Source organism: Flavobacterium sp. xlx-214 (assembly GCF_013874595.1).
GTDB lineage: Bacteria > Bacteroidota > Bacteroidia > Flavobacteriales > Flavobacteriaceae > Flavobacterium.
Map to the genome: position 1 here is coordinate 1,804,327 of NZ_CP059431.1, position 15,752 is coordinate 1,820,078.

Sequence of the window (15,752 nt, forward strand, 5' to 3'; positions counted from 1 at the left end):
TTGTAATAACAATATCAAAATTCATACCTCAAAAATAAGTGTGACAGTTTTGATAGGTGCTACATCTAAAGTAGAAAAGTAATTTTAAATATCCTACAAAAATTTTAGGTATAAAAAAAGATAGCTTAATTGCTATCTTCATTTATTGAGTTAATGATGGAACGACCTTCTTCTGGTGTGTCATCAATTGGTTCTGCTCCTGGATCGCCTTCTTCTTCATAGTAGCTACCTTCTTCATTCATTGATTTGATTTCCTCGTCTGAATATTGATAATATGAGTTGAATTTTTTAGCCTTTTTATCGTAAACCAAAGCATACTTATTATAATCGGTCTTTACAATTATACCACCACATGGCGCAGGTACAAGCTTTGTATCGTTCATATAAATTTTAGAACCTACTTTAAAAGCATTAATAACAGGTAATTCATTGTTATAATCATTAATATACAAACCTTCGCCTTTGTGGTTAAAAATAACCAATTTGCTGCTTTTGTAATCATTGTTTTCAAATAACACTGCTAAATCATCTTCATCGTTATCATCACTTGTAAAATCGCCAAATGCGTAAACCGATTTTGCTCTGTCTGAAATTTTAGTTAAGAAGTAAGTTCCATCTAAAAAGTTATTGTATTCTAAGAAATTGTAGATAAACTCACGGTAATTTTGTGGAATATTATCATACTGTGCAACCGAAAATACATTGTTAATAGCATTGGCACGCTCTTCACTATATTGCTCATTTTCTTGTAAATTTTTCTCTTTAATTTTGTAATCAAAAAAGAAATAGGCACCTACACATAATAAGATAATTCCTAAAAATACTACTAATATGTACAACCAAGTTTTAGATTTCTTTGGTTGTTGGTTGTATGGCTGTGTTATTGAAGCTTCTGGTTGTGAAAGATTTGGGTCTTTTTGAACTGTGCTATCTTTTTGTTCTTGATTTTCCATAGATTTTTTTTTCAAATGTAAAAAAGTTATACATAAGGTGGTATGTTTTTTTATAATATTAAATAAAAATCAATATTTTAGTAAAAATAAATTTAAGAGTTATATGATAAGAGACTTTACAAAAATATTTTTTGTAATATTTGTTAATTCTAATGCAATTTCGCAAGAATTACCTTTTAAAAAAAATTATGTAACGTTTGATATAGTTAGTGCCCTTCCTATTACAAGATATACTTTTGGATATGAAAGACAATTAAATAAGCATTTAATTTTGGGTGCTGGCTTTGGATTTAATGAAACTGATAGAGATGGAAGAGATGAACAAAATACTCATTTTTATTTTAGAGAATATAAGTTTGAAACAAAACTAATCTTAACACCAAATTCTAAAGGAAAACATTTTTTGTCATTAGAATATCAATATATTTATCATAAAGAAACATTATACCATGGTAAATTTACAGGTAAAATTAACTTGATAAATAATTATGACACCTGGTTTTACGAGAAAGGTAATTACAAACGTATGCAAAACACTTTTAATTTAGGTTATGGTGTTTTAATACCTTTTGGTGCTAAAGAGCGTTGGGGTATTATACCCAAATTTAGTGTAGGTTACAAATTTAGAAACACAAAATTAACAAATGCTGTTGGTGTTGTAAAAGTGAAAGAAGCTTCACAAGAAATTCAAGACGAATTTAAAACAGGAGCGTATAATTTTGGACTTTACCGTCCGGTTTATGAGCAAAGTACCCGAAAAGTACCCAATTTAGATTTAAGTGTAAAAATATATTATCATTTCTAAAACCAAAAAACATGAAAAAAATATTGATTACCAGTTTATTGTGTTTGTCTCTTTTTCAAGCACAAGCACAAGAGCAACAAATAGAAAATAAAAACATGATTTATTTTGATATAGCTCCATTGATTGTAAAACCTTCAAGGGTTACATTTGGTTATATGCGAAATATAAACGATCGTATTTTTTTAGGTGGTGAAATAGGATATTCGTTATTTGATGGCTTAGGTAGGATGAATGAAAAGTCTGAAGGTTATGAACAAATACAATATCGTTTTGAAGTAGGCTATATTTTATCTCCAACTTGGAGGGTGCATCATTTTATGTCGTTAGATTTTCAGCACATCAATCATACAGAAACTTTATACGATGGTTATTTTGAAGGTGAAAATAAAAATCAGAATGGTGGAGAAGTTTATTATGATTATGATAGGGTAAACTACGCTAGACTAAAAAATACGTTTAATATTAATTATGGTGTTTTTGTGTATTTTAATGAAAACAAGAGTGTAGGGGTTGCACCTAAAATTGGTTTGGGGGTTAAAATTGTTGATGTTGAATTTACTGAAGCAGTTAATTTACGTGAAAACTCTAATAATGGTTGGGATATTTTTAATTTTGGTAATCGATATGAGAGAGAGGGCTCTGATGTTTTACCCAATGTAAATTTTCAAGTTCGATTCTTCTTTAAATTTTAATAAAAAAATCCGTTTCAAAACTGAAACGGATTTTTTAACAAATAAACGTAACTAACTATTAAAAACAATATTTGTTTTCGGCTATTACCTTTGCAGCAATAGTTTCTCTTAATTCAATAACATTAGGTTGGTTATCGTATTTTGTAAATCTACGTAAGCCCATTAACATCATACGTTGTTCATCTTCTTGCGCGTACGAAACAATACCTTCTTTACCTTTAGTGTAAATAATATCTACGGCGTTGTACAAATACAATTTAGCCATTGCAATTTGCTCTTTTACATTTGTTTCGCCTTGTGTAGCCGCTAATTTTTCGGTACGTAAAATAGTAGATTCTGCCATGTAAATTTCAATCAACATATCCGATGCACACATTAACAATTGCTGGTTTTCTTCTAACTCTGTTCCATATTTTTGTACAGCAGAACCTGCAACCATTAAAAAGGCTTTTTTCAATTTTGCAATCAATGCTTTTTCTTCAGCAAATAATGTTGAGTAATCAGGCATATCAAAATCAGGAATACCCATTAATTCTTCACCCACTTTCATTGCTGGACCTAGTAAATCAACATGACCTTTCATTGCCTTTTTAATCAACATACCCACAGATAACATACGGTTAATTTCGTTGGTACCTTCATAAATACGGGTGATGCGTGCATCTCTCCAAGCACTTTCCATTGGTGTATCTTCAGAAAAGCCCATTCCACCAAAAATTTGAATTCCTTCATCAGCACAACTTTGCGCATCTTCAGAAACCGCCACTTTTAAAACAGAACATTCAATAGCAAATTCTTCTACACCTTTTAATTCTGCTTCTTGGTGCGAATTACCTTCTGCCAAACGAGCATTTACACGTTTTTCAATATCGCCTGCAGCTCTGTAACTAGCCGATTCGCCTGCGTACATGCTTGTTGTCATTTCAGCAATTTTTTTACGAATAGCTCCAAAATTTGCAATAGGTGTTTTAAACTGAATACGTTCATTAGCATATTCTACTGCTTTTGAAATAATGCGACGTTGTGAATCTAAACATGCAGCAGCTAATTTAATACGCCCCACGTTTAAAGCATTCATAGCAATTTTAAAGCCTTCGCCACGACCCGCCAACATATTTTCTACAGGCACTAACGTGTCGTTAAAAAATACCTGACGCGTAGAGCTTGCTCTAATACCTAATTTGTGCTCTTCTTCGCCTAACGTAATTCCGTTAGGGTTTGCAGGATCATAATCAATAATAAATCCTGTAATATTTTTATCGTCTTCTATACGTGCAAAAACAATCATTACGTGACAAAAACCTGCGTTTGATATCCACATTTTTTGTCCATTAATTTTGTAATGCGTACCATCAGCAGTTAATTCGGCTTTGGTTTTTCCTGAATTAGCATCAGATCCTGCACCTGGTTCTGTTAAACAATACGATCCAAACCATTCACCAGAAGCCAATTTAGGAACGTATTTTAATTTTTGCTCTTCATTACCATACAACGTAATAGGCATAGTACCAATACCAGTATGTGCCCCAAAAGCTGTTGAAAAAGAACCTGATGCCCCTGAAATATAATCGCACGTTAATAATGTTGAAACAAAGCCCATACCTAAACCTCCGTAAGCCTCAGGAACAGCTACTCCTAAAAAGCCTAACTCACCCGCTTTACGCATTGTTTCTTCTGTAAAGGCATAATCTTTTTTCTCAAAACGTTCTTTATTAGGCCATAATTCTCTGTCGACAAATTCTTTAACAGAATCGCGCATCATTTTTTGCTCCTCGCTAAAATCTTCAGGTGTAAATATATTTTGAGCTAAAGTTTCTTTAACTAAAAATTGCCCGCCTCTAGTGATATCTTCCATTGTTTATGTTTTTTAGAGAAAAGAAAATAGATGATAGACTATTTCAAATTGTTTTGAAAAGCCATTGTCATGCGTTGAAATTCTTCTATTTTATTTTCAAGTTGATTAAAAAGTTCTTGATTTATATAATTTCTATGTTGTGTAATATGTAATTGAGTAAGTAATTCAAAAGATGATCCTAAAGAAACATCTAAAAAATGACTAAACGATTTATCTGTTCTTGCAGAACCTTCTGCAATATTCGATGGGATAGAAATAGAACAACGGCTAATTTGTGAATTAAGGCTGTATTTTTCGTGCATAGGAAAATTTAATAAGATATCAGAAATATTATTAGCTATCTCTAATGCTAATTGCCAAATCTTTAAATTCTTATAATTATGTCGTTTCCCAATACTCATAACAATCTATTTTCTGTCCTCTATTATCTATACCTCTTAATTAAAGTAATTCATATATTCCAGCAGAACCTTGTCCGGTACCAACGCACATGGTAACCATACCGTATTTATTACCACGTAACTTCATTTCGTTTAATAACTGTACGGTTAATTTTGCCCCAGTACAACCTAATGGATGTCCTAAAGCAATGGCACCTCCGTTTACGTTTACAATATCAGGATTTAGTCCTAATTCACGCACTACAGCTAATGATTGAGATGAAAATGCTTCGTTTAACTCAATTAAATCGATATCTTTTTGCTGTAAACCTGCTTGTTTTAATGCTTTTGGAATAGCTTTTACAGGACCAATACCCATAATACGAGGTTCAACTCCTGCCGATGCAAAGGATACTAAACGGGCAATAGGCTCTAAATTTAATTCTTTGACCATTTCTTCAGACATCACCAAAACAAAAGCGGCACCGTCTGACATTTGAGATGAATTTCCTGCAGTTACAGAACCATCAGCAGCAAATACAGGTCGTAATTTTGCTAATGCTTCAATAGAAGTATCTGCTCTAGGACCTTCGTCTTTTGTTACTGTATAACTTTTGGTTTCTTTTTTACCATTAGCGTTTACAAACGTTTCTTCAACGGTAATAGGAACAATTTGCGAATCGAATTTACCTTCAGCTTGTGCTTTAATTGCTTTTTGATGAGACTCATAAGCAAACTTGTCTTGATCTTCACGCGAAACATTAAATTGTTTAGCTACTGCTTCTGCTGTTAAGCCCATTCCCCAATAATAATCTTCGTGACCTTCTTTGGCTACTTTATAGTCGGGTGTAGGTTTAAAACCACCCATAGGAATGTAACTCATTGATTCTGCGCCACCTGCAATAATACAATCGGCCATACCGCTTTGAATTTTTGCTGTTGCCATACCAATGGTTTCAATACCCGATGCGCAATAACGATTAACGGTAACCCCAGGAACATCGGTAATTTTTAAGCCCATTAAAGAAATTAATCGACCCATATTTAAACCTTGTTCAGCTTCGGGCATAGCGTTACCAACCATTACGTCATCAATACGTGTTTTGTCTAACTGCGGTACTTCATTCATCATCCACTCAATGGTTTCTGCAGCTAGCTCATCAGGTCTTTTAAATCGAAACAAACCTTTAGGGGCTTTCCCAACGGCTGTTCTGTATGCTTTTACTATATATGCTGTTTTCATTTGTTAAAGTATTAAGATTGGAGTATTAAGTATTAAGACTTTTTTCCAATCGATATTATTATTGGTTAGTATTTAAGGTTTTCTGAAAAGAAAAATTCATATTTGAGATCTCGACTAATTGATTTATTATTGGCTGAATAGTTTCTTCATCAATTAATTTTAATCTTTTTGCAAGTATTAACTGTGTTATTAATTCAAAAGTAGAACCATTTGCTATTCCTAAAAACTGAATAAACTCTTTATTGTGATTTCTACCTGCACCTTCAGTTATATTAGAAGGTATAGAAACTGCACATTTTTTTATTTGATGAATTAAATTGAACTTTTCATCATTTGGTAAAATCAATGAAATCTCATAAACTTTAATTGCAATATCCATTGCTTTTTGCCAAATTTTTAGTTTCTCAAAATTGTGCATATTCGGTTCTATTTTTGTCTTAGTACTTAATACTAACGTCTTAATACTAATTTCTCAATGGTTTTCCTTTAGTTAACATAAACTGAATACGCTCTAATGTTTTACGTTCGGTTGTCAACGAAAGAAAGGCTTCACGTTCTAAATCTAAAAGGTATTGTTCTGTAACTAATGTTGGTTCAGACAAGTCGCCACCTGCCATAACATACGCTAATTTATTAGCAATTTTACGGTCGTGTTCTGAGATGTAATGTCCTGCCATCATACCATCAGTTCCTACTAAGAATGCACCTAAGGCTTGCTTACCTAAAGCTAAAACATCTTTTCTGCGTACAGGTTGTGTATAACCTGCTTCGGCTAATAAAAGGGCTTGTTTTTTAGCTTCGGCTATTTGGCGGTCTTTGTTTACTACAATGGTATCTCTACCTTTTAATAAGTAACCTAAATCATAAGCTTCGTATGCCGATGTAGATACTTTTGCAGTTCCTACATTTAAGAAATATTCTTGCAAGATGTTTAGTTTTACATCGTTTTTCTTGTATAAATCAGAAGCACGTAATGCCATTTCTTTAGAGCCACCGCCACCAGGAATAACCCCAACACCAAACTCTACCAAACCAATATAACTTTCTGCAGCTACAACAGCTTTATCGGCGTGCATGGTTAATTCGCAACCACCACCTAAGGTCATACCGTGAGAAGCTGCAATAACAGGAATTGCCGAATAACGTAAACGCATCATGGTATCTTGAAACGATTTTATGGCAAAATTTAACTCGTCGTATTCCTGTTCAACTGCCATCATAAAAATCATTCCTAAATTGGCACCAACTGAAAAATTAGCTCCTTGATTACCAATAACCAAACCGTTGAATTCTTTTTCGGCTAATTCTATTGATTTGTTAATACCATTGATAACACCGCCGCCTAATGAATTCATTTTTGAATGAAATTCTAAGTTTAAGATGCCATCGCCTAAATCAAATAAAGTACTGTCGCTATTGCCCCAAACTTTTTTATTAGCGCGTATATTGTCTAAAATAATAAAGGCGTCTTGTCCTGGAATTTTCTTTTGTTGTTTTGAAGGAATGTCGTAATAAAACGTGGTACCTTCTTTTACAGTATAAAAAGAATTGTTGCCCGATGCTAACATATCGGTAACCCAAGCAGCAGCTTTTTCACCTTCTTGATTGATCATATCTAAACCAGCTTGTACACCAATAGCATCCCAAATTTGGAAAGGACCAAATTCCCAACCAAAACCTGCTTTCATGGCATCATCAATTTTATACAAATCGTCTGTAATTTCTGGAATTCTGTTTGATACATACGCAAACAAACCAGCAAACGATTTACGGTAAAAATCGCCTGCTTTGTCTTTACCTTTAACCAATACTTTAAAACGATCGATTACTTTCTCAATGGTTTTGGTTAGCTCTAAGGTTTGAAAAGATGCTTTTTTAGCTTCGCGGTATTCTAAAGTATTTAAATCGAGTGATAAAATATCTTTATCTACTTTTTTATAAAAACCTTGTTTTGTTTTACTACCCAACCATTTGTTTTCCATCATGGTATTAATGAAATCGGGTAATTTAAACAAATTATGTGCTTCATCGTTTGGACAATTTTCATACAAACCATTGGCAACGTGCACTAAGGTATCTAAACCAACGACATCAACTGTACGGAAAGTTGCCGATTTAGGACGACCAATTACTGGCCCGGTTAGTTTATCAACTTCTTCAATGGTTAAATCTAAATCTTTTACCAAATGAAAAATACTCATAATACCATAAATACCAATGCGGTTACCAATAAAGGCAGGTGTATCTTTGGCTATAACCGAAGTTTTTCCCAAAAACTGTTCGCCGTAATTGTTTAAAAAGTCTAAAACTTCTGGTTTTGTTTTTGGACCAGGAATGATTTCAAACAATTTTAAATAACGCACTGGGTTAAAGAAGTGCGTTCCGCAGAAATGCTCTTGAAAATCTTCGCTTCTGCCTTCGCTCATAAAGTGAATTGGAATTCCAGAGGTATTAGACGTAATTAAAGTACCTGGCTTGCGGTATTTTTCAATTTGCTCATACACTGCTTTTTTAATATCCAAACGCTCTACAACAACTTCAATAATCCAATCGTAATCTTTTATTTTAGAAAGATCATCGGTTGTGTTACCTGTTGTAATTCTTTCGGCAAATTTCTTATCGTAGATAGGAGAGGGACTCGATTTTAAAGCAGCCGCTAAATTTTCGTTTACAATACGATTGCGCACCGCTTTACTTTCTAATGTTAATCCTTTTTTCTCTTCGATTTCATTTAATTGATTTGGAACAATATCCAAAAGCAATACTTCTACACCAATATTGGCAAAATGGCAGGCAATACCAGATCCCATAATACCAGATCCGATAACGACTACTTTTTTAATTCTTCTTTTCATTATTATATGAAGTTTGATGGTTCTTAATATATTTCTTTGGCAGCTATTAGCTCTTGAATTTTCTCTGACATACCTATAAAAGTAGCTATTTCTTGTTGCGAAAAGGTTTCTAAAAGTTTATCATTAAACTTTAATACCGTTTCTTTAGAAAGGGCTCTTTTTTCTACACCTAAAGGCGTTAGATAAATATTTACGCCTCTGCCATCTGTAGGATTTTTCTTTTTATAGATCAATCCTTTTTCTTCCATTGTTTTAAGGGTACGCGTTAGGCTAGTAGCTTCCATACCTAAGCGTGGTGCCAAAGCAGTTGAAGGCGTACCTTCTTTATCAATATTTAACAAAGCATAACCCAAAGCCATAGTTGCGCCATATTTTGAAGCTTCTTCATTATACATACGTGCAATAGCTTGCCAAGTTGCTTTTATAACCGAATCGGTTGTGATGCTTTTCATCTCAAAATAAGTTATTATACCAAATATAATAAAAAAATAGTATGCATGCATACTATTTTAGATTTATTTTTTTGTTAAAATATTTTTTAGAATCTTTTCCAGAATTGCCACCATCTTTTTTTTACATATTCAATTGCTACTTCGCCTGTAAAAGCTAATTGTTCGTCTTCTTTAAGGTATAAATTTTTTTTAATATGCCAATCAATTTTGTAAGCACGAACACTCAACTTTTCAAAACCAAGATACTCTACTAAAATTGTAATATAATCTTCTGAAATATCTTCAGAAAGTGTAAAGGAAAAATTTCCATCTGAATCAGTTTTTGTTTTTAAGTTTAACTCTTTAATAAAAACTTCAACACCTGGAATAGAATCCTCAAAATCAGTTAAAACTTGCCCTGTTATAGTATTTTTTAAAGTATCAGTTTTGATTTGTTTTAAATCGAGTCTTTTGAAATTTGTATTGCTTTTAGAAACGCTAACACTTTTTGTTTTTTCTGATAAAGGAATTGCGAAAAGACTACCCGTTGATCCTAATAAAAAAACAGCTGCTAATGTTTTAACTATTTTAAAGTTATTTTTTTTAGAAGGAATTTCTATTGGTTTATTTAGCTGATGTGTAGACAATCTACCACAGAAACTACCTTTAGAACTTTCAATAATCTCAACAATTTCTTTATTACTGCGTTTTGTAAAATCAATCACTTCTTTAGAACATTGCATACAAAATTTACCTCTATGTTGAGGTTGCATTGCATTCCAATTTTCACTGCAAGGTTCTTGAATATTTAATTGATAACTTGTTTTCAACACAAATAACTATGAATACATTTTATCATACAACTCTTTGTACTTTTCTAAAATAATTTTTCGTTTTAGTTTTAAGGTTGGGGTTAACTCGCCCGAATCGATACTCCAAACGCTTGGGGTTAAAGCAAACTTTTTAATTTGTTCCCACTTACCAAATTGCGGATTAATGGTTTCAATTTCTTTTTGAATACGCTCTTTAACCAATTCGTTATTTACCACTTCTTCTAAAGTAAAACCGACATTTACTTTGTTGCGGTTTGCCCATTCTTTAATAAAATCGAAGCTTGGTTGAATAATAGCAGCAGGCATTTTTTGTCCTTCACCAACTACCATAATTTGTTCTATAAAACGTGATTGTTTCATAGCGTTTTCAATCATTTGGGGTGCTACATACTTACCGCCACTTGTTTTAAACATTTCCTTTTTACGATCGGTAATAAATAGAAAACCATCTGTATCAACCATTCCAATATCGCCTGTATGAAACCAACCATCGATAAAAGCTTCTTTGGTTTTTTCATCGTCTTTAAAATATCCTTGCGAAATAGAAGGTCCTTGACAAAGAATTTCACCATCTTCGGCAATTTTCACGGTTACATTATCCAATACTCTTCCAACCGAACCAATTTTCCAGCCAAAATTTCGCGCATCGTTTACAGCAATTACAGGAGAAGTTTCGGTTAAACCATAACCTTCCATAACGGCAATATCAGCACCACCAAAAATACGCGCTAAACGAGGTGAAAGTGGGGCAGAACCCGATACCAATAATTCTAAATTACCTCCCAAAGCGGCTTGCCATTTAGAGAAAATAAGTTTGCGTGCTATGTTCAATTTAAACTCATAAAAGGCTCCGTTGGCTTTATACGGTTTAAAGTTTTCTGCCAAGCGCAATGCCCAAAAGAACAATCCTTTTTTAATACCCGAAAGCTCAGATCCTTTTGCATAAATTTTATCGAAAACTTTTTCTAATACTCTAGGTACAACCGTCATAACTTGTGGTTTGACTTCTTGTAAATTATCAGAAATTTTATCGATTGATTCGGCAAAATAAATAGATACACCTAAATATTGGTATAGGTATAAAATCATGCGTTCAAAAATATGACAACATGGTAAAAAACTTAAAGCGGTGTATTTTCCTTTTTCAAACGGAACTCTATTTTCAGACCCCAAAACATTACTAATGATGTTTTCATGTGTTAACAAAACACCTTTTGGCGTACCTGTTGTACCTGAAGTGTAAATAATAGAAGCTAAATCGTTAGGATGTACATTTGCTTTTGCTGTTTCTAATTCTTGATGGTTTAAAGCTTCTTTCCCCGCTGTTACCACTTGTTGCCAATTTGCACAACCTGGAATTTCATCAAAAGAATAAATACCTCTTAATTTAGGAATATTAAATTTTACAGCATCTAATTTTTTCAACACTTCATTGTCTGATACAAATACATACAAGCTTTCAGAATGTTTAATAATGTATTCGTAATCGTGTTCTGAAATGGTTGGATATATTGGTACTGTAACGGCACCTGTTTGCAAAATACCAATATCCATAATGTTCCATTCGGTTCTATTGGTAGATGTAATCAATGCAATTTTATCGCCTTTTTTTATGCCCATAGCCAATAAGGCTTTTGAGACAAAATTTGCCTGATCTATATATTCTTGTGTACTTGTTGATTGCCAATTACCATGATACTTTGTTGTAAAAGCCTTTTGTAAAGGATAATTTTGAAGCTGGTAATAAGGAATATCAAATAATCTACCAATTTGAGACATAGGTTTGTTGTTTTAAGGGATAAGGTATTGCAAAATATTGTTTTTTTAACAAAAATGCAAACTATTTGTTTAATTGTTTAGTTGAGGAGCTTGTTTATTTTTATCTAAACCTTCTTGATGAATTGCTACTGATGGAAAATCTTTATTCTCAGCTTCAGGATTCATCAATGTTCCGTCTTTGTAAAAATAATCGGCGTAACGCAGCAATTTATTAGCGTTGTTAGCATCGGTTTCTTCAATAATGCACGCTATGATTTTATTTTCTTTAAAATAAAATACTTTGCGTAAAGTGGTTTTATCAAAAACAGTGTAAATTATAGAAAAAGTTTCGTTGTTAGGTAATATATAATAGGCTAAATCGTATAAAATACCATTTTCTAAAGTACCACTATTGTTAATTGGATCAAACCATTCGCTTTGTGAGGTAGTTTGAATATAGTTTTGTATTTGCTTAATTTCAGTATCATTAGTTTGTGCAAAACTAAGAGTTACAAATACTAAACATATAAAAGAAAAAAGATTTTTTTTCATTATTGTTTTAATTTAATTCGTTCGTTTCTATTAGCTAATTCCCAAGCTGTTACAAAAATTAACTGGGTGCGTTTTAGCATTTGGTCAAAATCAATTTTATCAACTGTATCTGTTGGTTTATGATAATCTGCGTGCTCACCACTATAATAAAAAATTACAGGAATATTAAATTTTGCAAAGTTGTAATGATCTGATCTGTAATAAATCATTTCGGGGTGTTTTTCTGCATTATAAGTATAATCTAGTGTTAAATTGGTGTATTTCTTATTCATAGCTTCCGAAATATCGTGCAATTCAGTACTTAGTTTATCACTACCAACTAAATAAATATAATCCTTTTTATTTTTTTCGTACACAAAATCTCGTCTTCCTATCATATCAACGTTTAAATCGGCAACAATATTTTCTAACGGAATTATTTTAGAATTTACAAAATAACGCGAACCATGTAAACCATACTCTTCACCAGTACAGTGTAAAAAAACAATTGATCGTTTTGGTTTGTTACCATTCTTATAAGCTATTTGCAACATACGTGCCATTTCTAATAAGGCGGTTGTACCCGTGCCATTATCATCGGCGCCGTTGTATATTTCGCCGTTAGTAACACCCACATGATCGTAATGAGCCGAAATAACAATGTATTCATCAGGTTTTTCACTTCCTTTAATATAAGCCACCACATTTTCGCTATCGTTTAACTTCGGGCTAAACATACGCTTCATAGCTTCTGAGGGTACTTTCTGAAAATAGTTGTCTGTACCTGGTAAGGCTTCAATTTCTAGCTTTTTATAAAAGTTACGAAGGTAATTTGCTGCCATTTTTTGTCCAGCTTCGCCTGTTTTTCTACCTTCCATTTCATCACCTGCAATAATGGTTAAATGCTTTATCAATTCATCTTTAGATAAATTTTCTATCATTTCTTTTACACGATCTTTACTTTTTTGTGCAGACGCAGATATGCTTCCTAAACATAATAAAAAGGAAAATAGATATAGTTGCTTTCTTAGTTTCATTTTTTTGAATTTGATTGTAGCACCTTAAAAATACTACTTTTACAAATAGCTATTGTATATTTGCTTAAAATATTTAGTAATGAGTAAAGTTGTGTTGATAACCGGAGGATCATCGGGCATAGGAAAAACAGTTGGAATTTATTTACAGAAAAAAGGATACATTGTTTACGGCAGTAGCAGAAATCCGGAAAGTATTAAAAACACACCTTTTCCTTTAGTTGCTATTGATGTTCGAAATTCAACAATAATTAAAACTGCTGTAAATGAGATCATTACAAAAGAAGGTAAAATTGATGTATTGATTAACAATGCAGGTGTTGGTATTACAGGACCCATTGAAGAAATTCCGTTAGAAGAAATTCAAAACAATTTTCACATCAATGTTTTTGGACCAATAGAAACCATGAAGGCAGTTTTACCTGCAATGCGTGCACAAAAATCGGGTCTTATTATTAACATTACTTCTATTGCGGGGTATATGGGCTTGCCTTATAGAGGTATTTACTCGGCATCAAAAGGAGCTTTAGAATTGATTACCGAAGCAATTAGAATGGAAGTTAAGCCTTTTAATATTAAGGTAACCAATGTAGCACCAGGCGATTTTGCTACTGATATAGCTGCTCGACGTTTTCACGCACCTGTTATAGAGAATTCGCCTTATAAAAATACATACAGTGAACAATTAGCTACTATAAATGAACATGTAAATGATGGTGGCGATCCTATAGAAATGGCTAAAGCAATTGATAAAATTATTCAAAGCAATCAACCAAAGGTTCATTACAAAGTAGGTGCGTTTATGCAAAAATTTTCTATCTTTCTAAAAAAGATATTGCCTGATACTATGTATGAGAAAATGTTGATGAATCATTATAAAATAAAGTAATATCTTACTAACTTTAAGAACTTAATACAAAAACAAATATGAAATTTTTTATAGACACAGCAAATCTTGATCAAATTAAAGAGGCGCAGGCTTTAGGCGTTTTAGACGGCGTAACAACCAACCCATCGCTAATGGCGAAAGAAGGCATTACAGGAAAAGACAATATTTTAAAACATTATGTAAATATTTGTAAACTTGTTGAAGGTGATGTAAGTGCTGAAGTAATTGCTACCGATTATGAAGGAATGATTAGAGAAGGTGAAGAGTTAGCTGAATTAAACGAGCAAATAGTAGTTAAAATTCCGATGACTAAAGAAGGAATTATGGCTTGTAAGTATTTCTCTGATAAAGGAATTAAAACAAATGTAACCTTGGTTTTTTCTGCCGGACAAGCTTTATTGGCTGCAAAGGCAGGTGCAACCTATGTATCGCCCTTTATTGGTAGATTGGATGATATTTCAACAGACGGTTTGAATTTAATTGATGAAATTAGAATGATTTACGATAATTATGCTTTTGAAACCCAAATTTTAGCAGCTTCGGTTCGTAATACTATGCATATTGTTAATTGTGCTAAAATAGGTGCCGATGTAATGACAGGTCCGTTAAGCTCAATTTTAGGATTGTTAAAACATCCGTTAACCGATTTAGGTTTAGAACAATTTTTAGCTGATTACGCAAAGGGGAATAAGTAAAAAAAGGAACAATTTTGTTCCTTTTTTTATTATTTTTTAATCAATGATAAACGATAGTCTACTTTACTCCAATCTACAATTTGCCAGTAGTTTTCAACATATTTAGCACGTTCGTTTTTATATTTTAAATAATAAGCATGTTCCCAAACATCTAAATTTAGTAAAGGGTATCCTTTAACTTCGGCATTTGGCATTAATGGATTGTCTTGATTAATGGTTGTTGAAATTTTTAAAGTTCCATCATTCATATATACCAACCAAACCCAGCCTGAACCAAATAAGTTTTTACCAACATCAGAAAACTGTGTTTTAAAAGCATCAAAGCTTCCAAAATTTGCATCAATTAATTCTGCTATAATTCCTTTAGGGCGTCCACCTGCTTTTGGTCCTAAGATTTCCCAAAAAATATTGTGATTATAATAACCTCCGGCATTATTTCTTAAAGGAAAATTTTTAACATCTAAACCACGTAAAATTTCTTCTATAGACATGGTTTCCATAGGTGTACCTTTAATAGCATCGTTTAGTTTATTACAATAGCCCACATGATGTTTTCCATAATGCGTTTCTATTGTTAAACCATCCATATAAGGCTCTAAATCATTATAACCATAGCTTAAGCCTTTCATTTGAAAAGCACCTTGATTAGCTACCACAGATTTAGGATCTCCTTTTGCAGGAATTGAATCTGTGAAACTTGCATTAGGAATTTGAACTTCAATTTGTTCATTTTTATCTTTACATGACATTGCCATTAATGAAGCAATACAGGTTGCTAATACAATGCTTTTTTTCATA

The 15,752-nt window shown here is 32.6% G+C and carries 16 protein-coding genes; 4 read left to right on the forward strand and 12 right to left on the reverse strand.

The window, feature by feature from the left end; genetic code table 11:
- Window positions 1-125: 125 nt before the first annotated feature.
- The gene (locus H1R17_RS08545; protein ID WP_163432329.1) at window positions 126-953 is read right to left on the reverse strand and encodes a hypothetical protein; all 828 of its coding nucleotides are present in this window, start codon (window positions 951-953) and stop codon (window positions 126-128) included.
- A 103-nt stretch (window positions 954-1,056) separates the two neighbouring features.
- Between H1R17_RS08545 and H1R17_RS08550 the strand changes: the two genes are divergently transcribed.
- Window positions 1,057-1,758: a hypothetical protein gene (locus H1R17_RS08550; RefSeq protein WP_163432328.1), complete on the forward strand. Its 702-nt coding sequence runs from the start codon at window positions 1,057-1,059 to the stop codon at window positions 1,756-1,758.
- A gap of 11 nt (window positions 1,759-1,769) precedes the next feature.
- The gene (locus H1R17_RS08555; protein ID WP_163432327.1) at window positions 1,770-2,450 is read left to right on the forward strand and encodes a hypothetical protein; all 681 of its coding nucleotides are present in this window, start codon (window positions 1,770-1,772) and stop codon (window positions 2,448-2,450) included.
- A gap of 58 nt (window positions 2,451-2,508) precedes the next feature.
- Here H1R17_RS08555 and H1R17_RS08560 read toward each other — a convergent pair whose 3' ends face one another.
- The 10 genes from H1R17_RS08560 to H1R17_RS08605 form a co-directional block, all read right to left on the reverse strand.
- Entirely contained in the window at window positions 2,509-4,305 is a 1,797-nt protein-coding gene (locus H1R17_RS08560) for an acyl-CoA dehydrogenase family protein (protein WP_163432326.1), read from the reverse strand.
- 38 nt (window positions 4,306-4,343) lie between these two features.
- Entirely contained in the window at window positions 4,344-4,706 is a 363-nt protein-coding gene (locus H1R17_RS08565) for a four helix bundle protein (RefSeq protein WP_181729216.1), read from the reverse strand.
- A 40-nt stretch (window positions 4,707-4,746) separates the two neighbouring features.
- Entirely contained in the window at window positions 4,747-5,928 is a 1,182-nt protein-coding gene (locus tag H1R17_RS08570; protein ID WP_163432325.1) for an acetyl-CoA C-acyltransferase, read from the reverse strand.
- A 58-nt stretch (window positions 5,929-5,986) separates the two neighbouring features.
- On the reverse strand, window positions 5,987-6,346 hold the full coding sequence (locus H1R17_RS08575) for a four helix bundle protein (RefSeq protein ID WP_163432324.1): 360 nt from the start codon (window positions 6,344-6,346) through the stop codon (window positions 5,987-5,989).
- Window positions 6,347-6,392: 46 nt separating this feature from the next.
- Complete coding sequence (locus H1R17_RS08580) at window positions 6,393-8,783, reverse strand: 3-hydroxyacyl-CoA dehydrogenase/enoyl-CoA hydratase family protein (RefSeq protein WP_163432323.1); 2,391 nt, start codon at window positions 8,781-8,783, stop codon at window positions 6,393-6,395.
- Window positions 8,784-8,806: 23 nt separating this feature from the next.
- A complete protein-coding gene (locus tag H1R17_RS08585; protein ID WP_181729217.1) occupies window positions 8,807-9,235 on the reverse strand; it encodes a MarR family winged helix-turn-helix transcriptional regulator in 429 nt (142 codons plus the stop codon).
- Between the two features lie 86 nt (window positions 9,236-9,321).
- A complete protein-coding gene (locus tag H1R17_RS08590) occupies window positions 9,322-9,987 on the reverse strand; it encodes a carboxypeptidase-like regulatory domain-containing protein (RefSeq protein ID WP_163432321.1) in 666 nt (221 codons plus the stop codon).
- Window positions 9,988-10,053: 66 nt separating this feature from the next.
- Complete coding sequence (locus H1R17_RS08595; protein ID WP_163432320.1) at window positions 10,054-11,826, reverse strand: long-chain fatty acid--CoA ligase; 1,773 nt, start codon at window positions 11,824-11,826, stop codon at window positions 10,054-10,056.
- Between the two features lie 69 nt (window positions 11,827-11,895).
- Window positions 11,896-12,357, reverse strand: coding sequence for a hypothetical protein (locus H1R17_RS08600; protein WP_163432319.1), 462 nt, complete (start codon window positions 12,355-12,357; stop codon window positions 11,896-11,898).
- Window positions 12,357-13,373 (reverse strand): M28 family metallopeptidase, encoded by a 1,017-nt coding sequence (locus H1R17_RS08605; RefSeq protein ID WP_163432318.1) that lies wholly within the window; start codon window positions 13,371-13,373, stop codon window positions 12,357-12,359. The genes H1R17_RS08600 and H1R17_RS08605 overlap by 1 nt, the downstream gene beginning before the upstream one ends.
- 79 nt (window positions 13,374-13,452) lie before the next feature.
- Here H1R17_RS08605 and H1R17_RS08610 point away from each other — a divergent pair, with 79 nt between their 5' ends.
- Together H1R17_RS08610 and fsa are read left to right on the forward strand one after the other, a co-directional pair.
- Window positions 13,453-14,259 carry an SDR family oxidoreductase gene (locus H1R17_RS08610; protein WP_163432317.1) on the forward strand — a complete coding sequence of 269 codons (807 nt, stop codon included), beginning with the start codon at window positions 13,453-13,455 and terminating at the stop codon, window positions 14,257-14,259.
- Window positions 14,260-14,297: 38 nt separating this feature from the next.
- Window positions 14,298-14,954 carry a fructose-6-phosphate aldolase gene (fsa, locus tag H1R17_RS08615; RefSeq protein ID WP_163432316.1) on the forward strand — a complete coding sequence of 219 codons (657 nt, stop codon included), beginning with the start codon at window positions 14,298-14,300 and terminating at the stop codon, window positions 14,952-14,954.
- Between the two features lie 29 nt (window positions 14,955-14,983).
- Here fsa and H1R17_RS08620 read toward each other — a convergent pair whose 3' ends face one another.
- Window positions 14,984-15,751: a superoxide dismutase gene (locus tag H1R17_RS08620; RefSeq protein WP_240453355.1), complete on the reverse strand. Its 768-nt coding sequence runs from the start codon at window positions 15,749-15,751 to the stop codon at window positions 14,984-14,986.
- Window position 15,752 lies beyond the last annotated feature (1 nt).

What these genes read in the sequence shown, in the direction of transcription:
- H1R17_RS08545 (WP_163432329.1), bottom strand. Translation starts at nt 953, where the DNA reads ATGGAAAATCAAGAACAAAAAGATAGCACAGTTCAAAAAGACCCAAAT.
- H1R17_RS08550 (WP_163432328.1), top strand. Translation starts at nt 1,057, where the DNA reads ATGATAAGAGACTTTACAAAAATATTTTTTGTAATATTTGTTAATTCT.
- H1R17_RS08555 (WP_163432327.1), top strand. Translation starts at nt 1,770, where the DNA reads ATGAAAAAAATATTGATTACCAGTTTATTGTGTTTGTCTCTTTTTCAA.
- H1R17_RS08560 (WP_163432326.1), bottom strand. Translation starts at nt 4,305, where the DNA reads ATGGAAGATATCACTAGAGGCGGGCAATTTTTAGTTAAAGAAACTTTA.
- H1R17_RS08565 (WP_181729216.1), bottom strand. Translation starts at nt 4,706, where the DNA reads ATGAGTATTGGGAAACGACATAATTATAAGAATTTAAAGATTTGGCAA.
- H1R17_RS08570 (WP_163432325.1), bottom strand. Translation starts at nt 5,928, where the DNA reads ATGAAAACAGCATATATAGTAAAAGCATACAGAACAGCCGTTGGGAAA.
- H1R17_RS08575 (WP_163432324.1), bottom strand. Translation starts at nt 6,346, where the DNA reads ATGCACAATTTTGAGAAACTAAAAATTTGGCAAAAAGCAATGGATATT.
- H1R17_RS08580 (WP_163432323.1), bottom strand. Translation starts at nt 8,783, where the DNA reads ATGAAAAGAAGAATTAAAAAAGTAGTCGTTATCGGATCTGGTATTATG.
- H1R17_RS08585 (WP_181729217.1), bottom strand. Translation starts at nt 9,235, where the DNA reads ATGAAAAGCATCACAACCGATTCGGTTATAAAAGCAACTTGGCAAGCT.
- H1R17_RS08590 (WP_163432321.1), bottom strand. Translation starts at nt 9,987, where the DNA reads ATGCAACCTCAACATAGAGGTAAATTTTGTATGCAATGTTCTAAAGAA.
- H1R17_RS08595 (WP_163432320.1), bottom strand. Translation starts at nt 11,826, where the DNA reads ATGTCTCAAATTGGTAGATTATTTGATATTCCTTATTACCAGCTTCAA.
- H1R17_RS08600 (WP_163432319.1), bottom strand. Translation starts at nt 12,357, where the DNA reads ATGAAAAAAAATCTTTTTTCTTTTATATGTTTAGTATTTGTAACTCTT.
- H1R17_RS08605 (WP_163432318.1), bottom strand. Translation starts at nt 13,373, where the DNA reads ATGAAACTAAGAAAGCAACTATATCTATTTTCCTTTTTATTATGTTTA.
- H1R17_RS08610 (WP_163432317.1), top strand. Translation starts at nt 13,453, where the DNA reads ATGAGTAAAGTTGTGTTGATAACCGGAGGATCATCGGGCATAGGAAAA.
- fsa (WP_163432316.1), top strand. Translation starts at nt 14,298, where the DNA reads ATGAAATTTTTTATAGACACAGCAAATCTTGATCAAATTAAAGAGGCG.
- H1R17_RS08620 (WP_240453355.1), bottom strand. Translation starts at nt 15,751, where the DNA reads ATGAAAAAAAGCATTGTATTAGCAACCTGTATTGCTTCATTAATGGCA.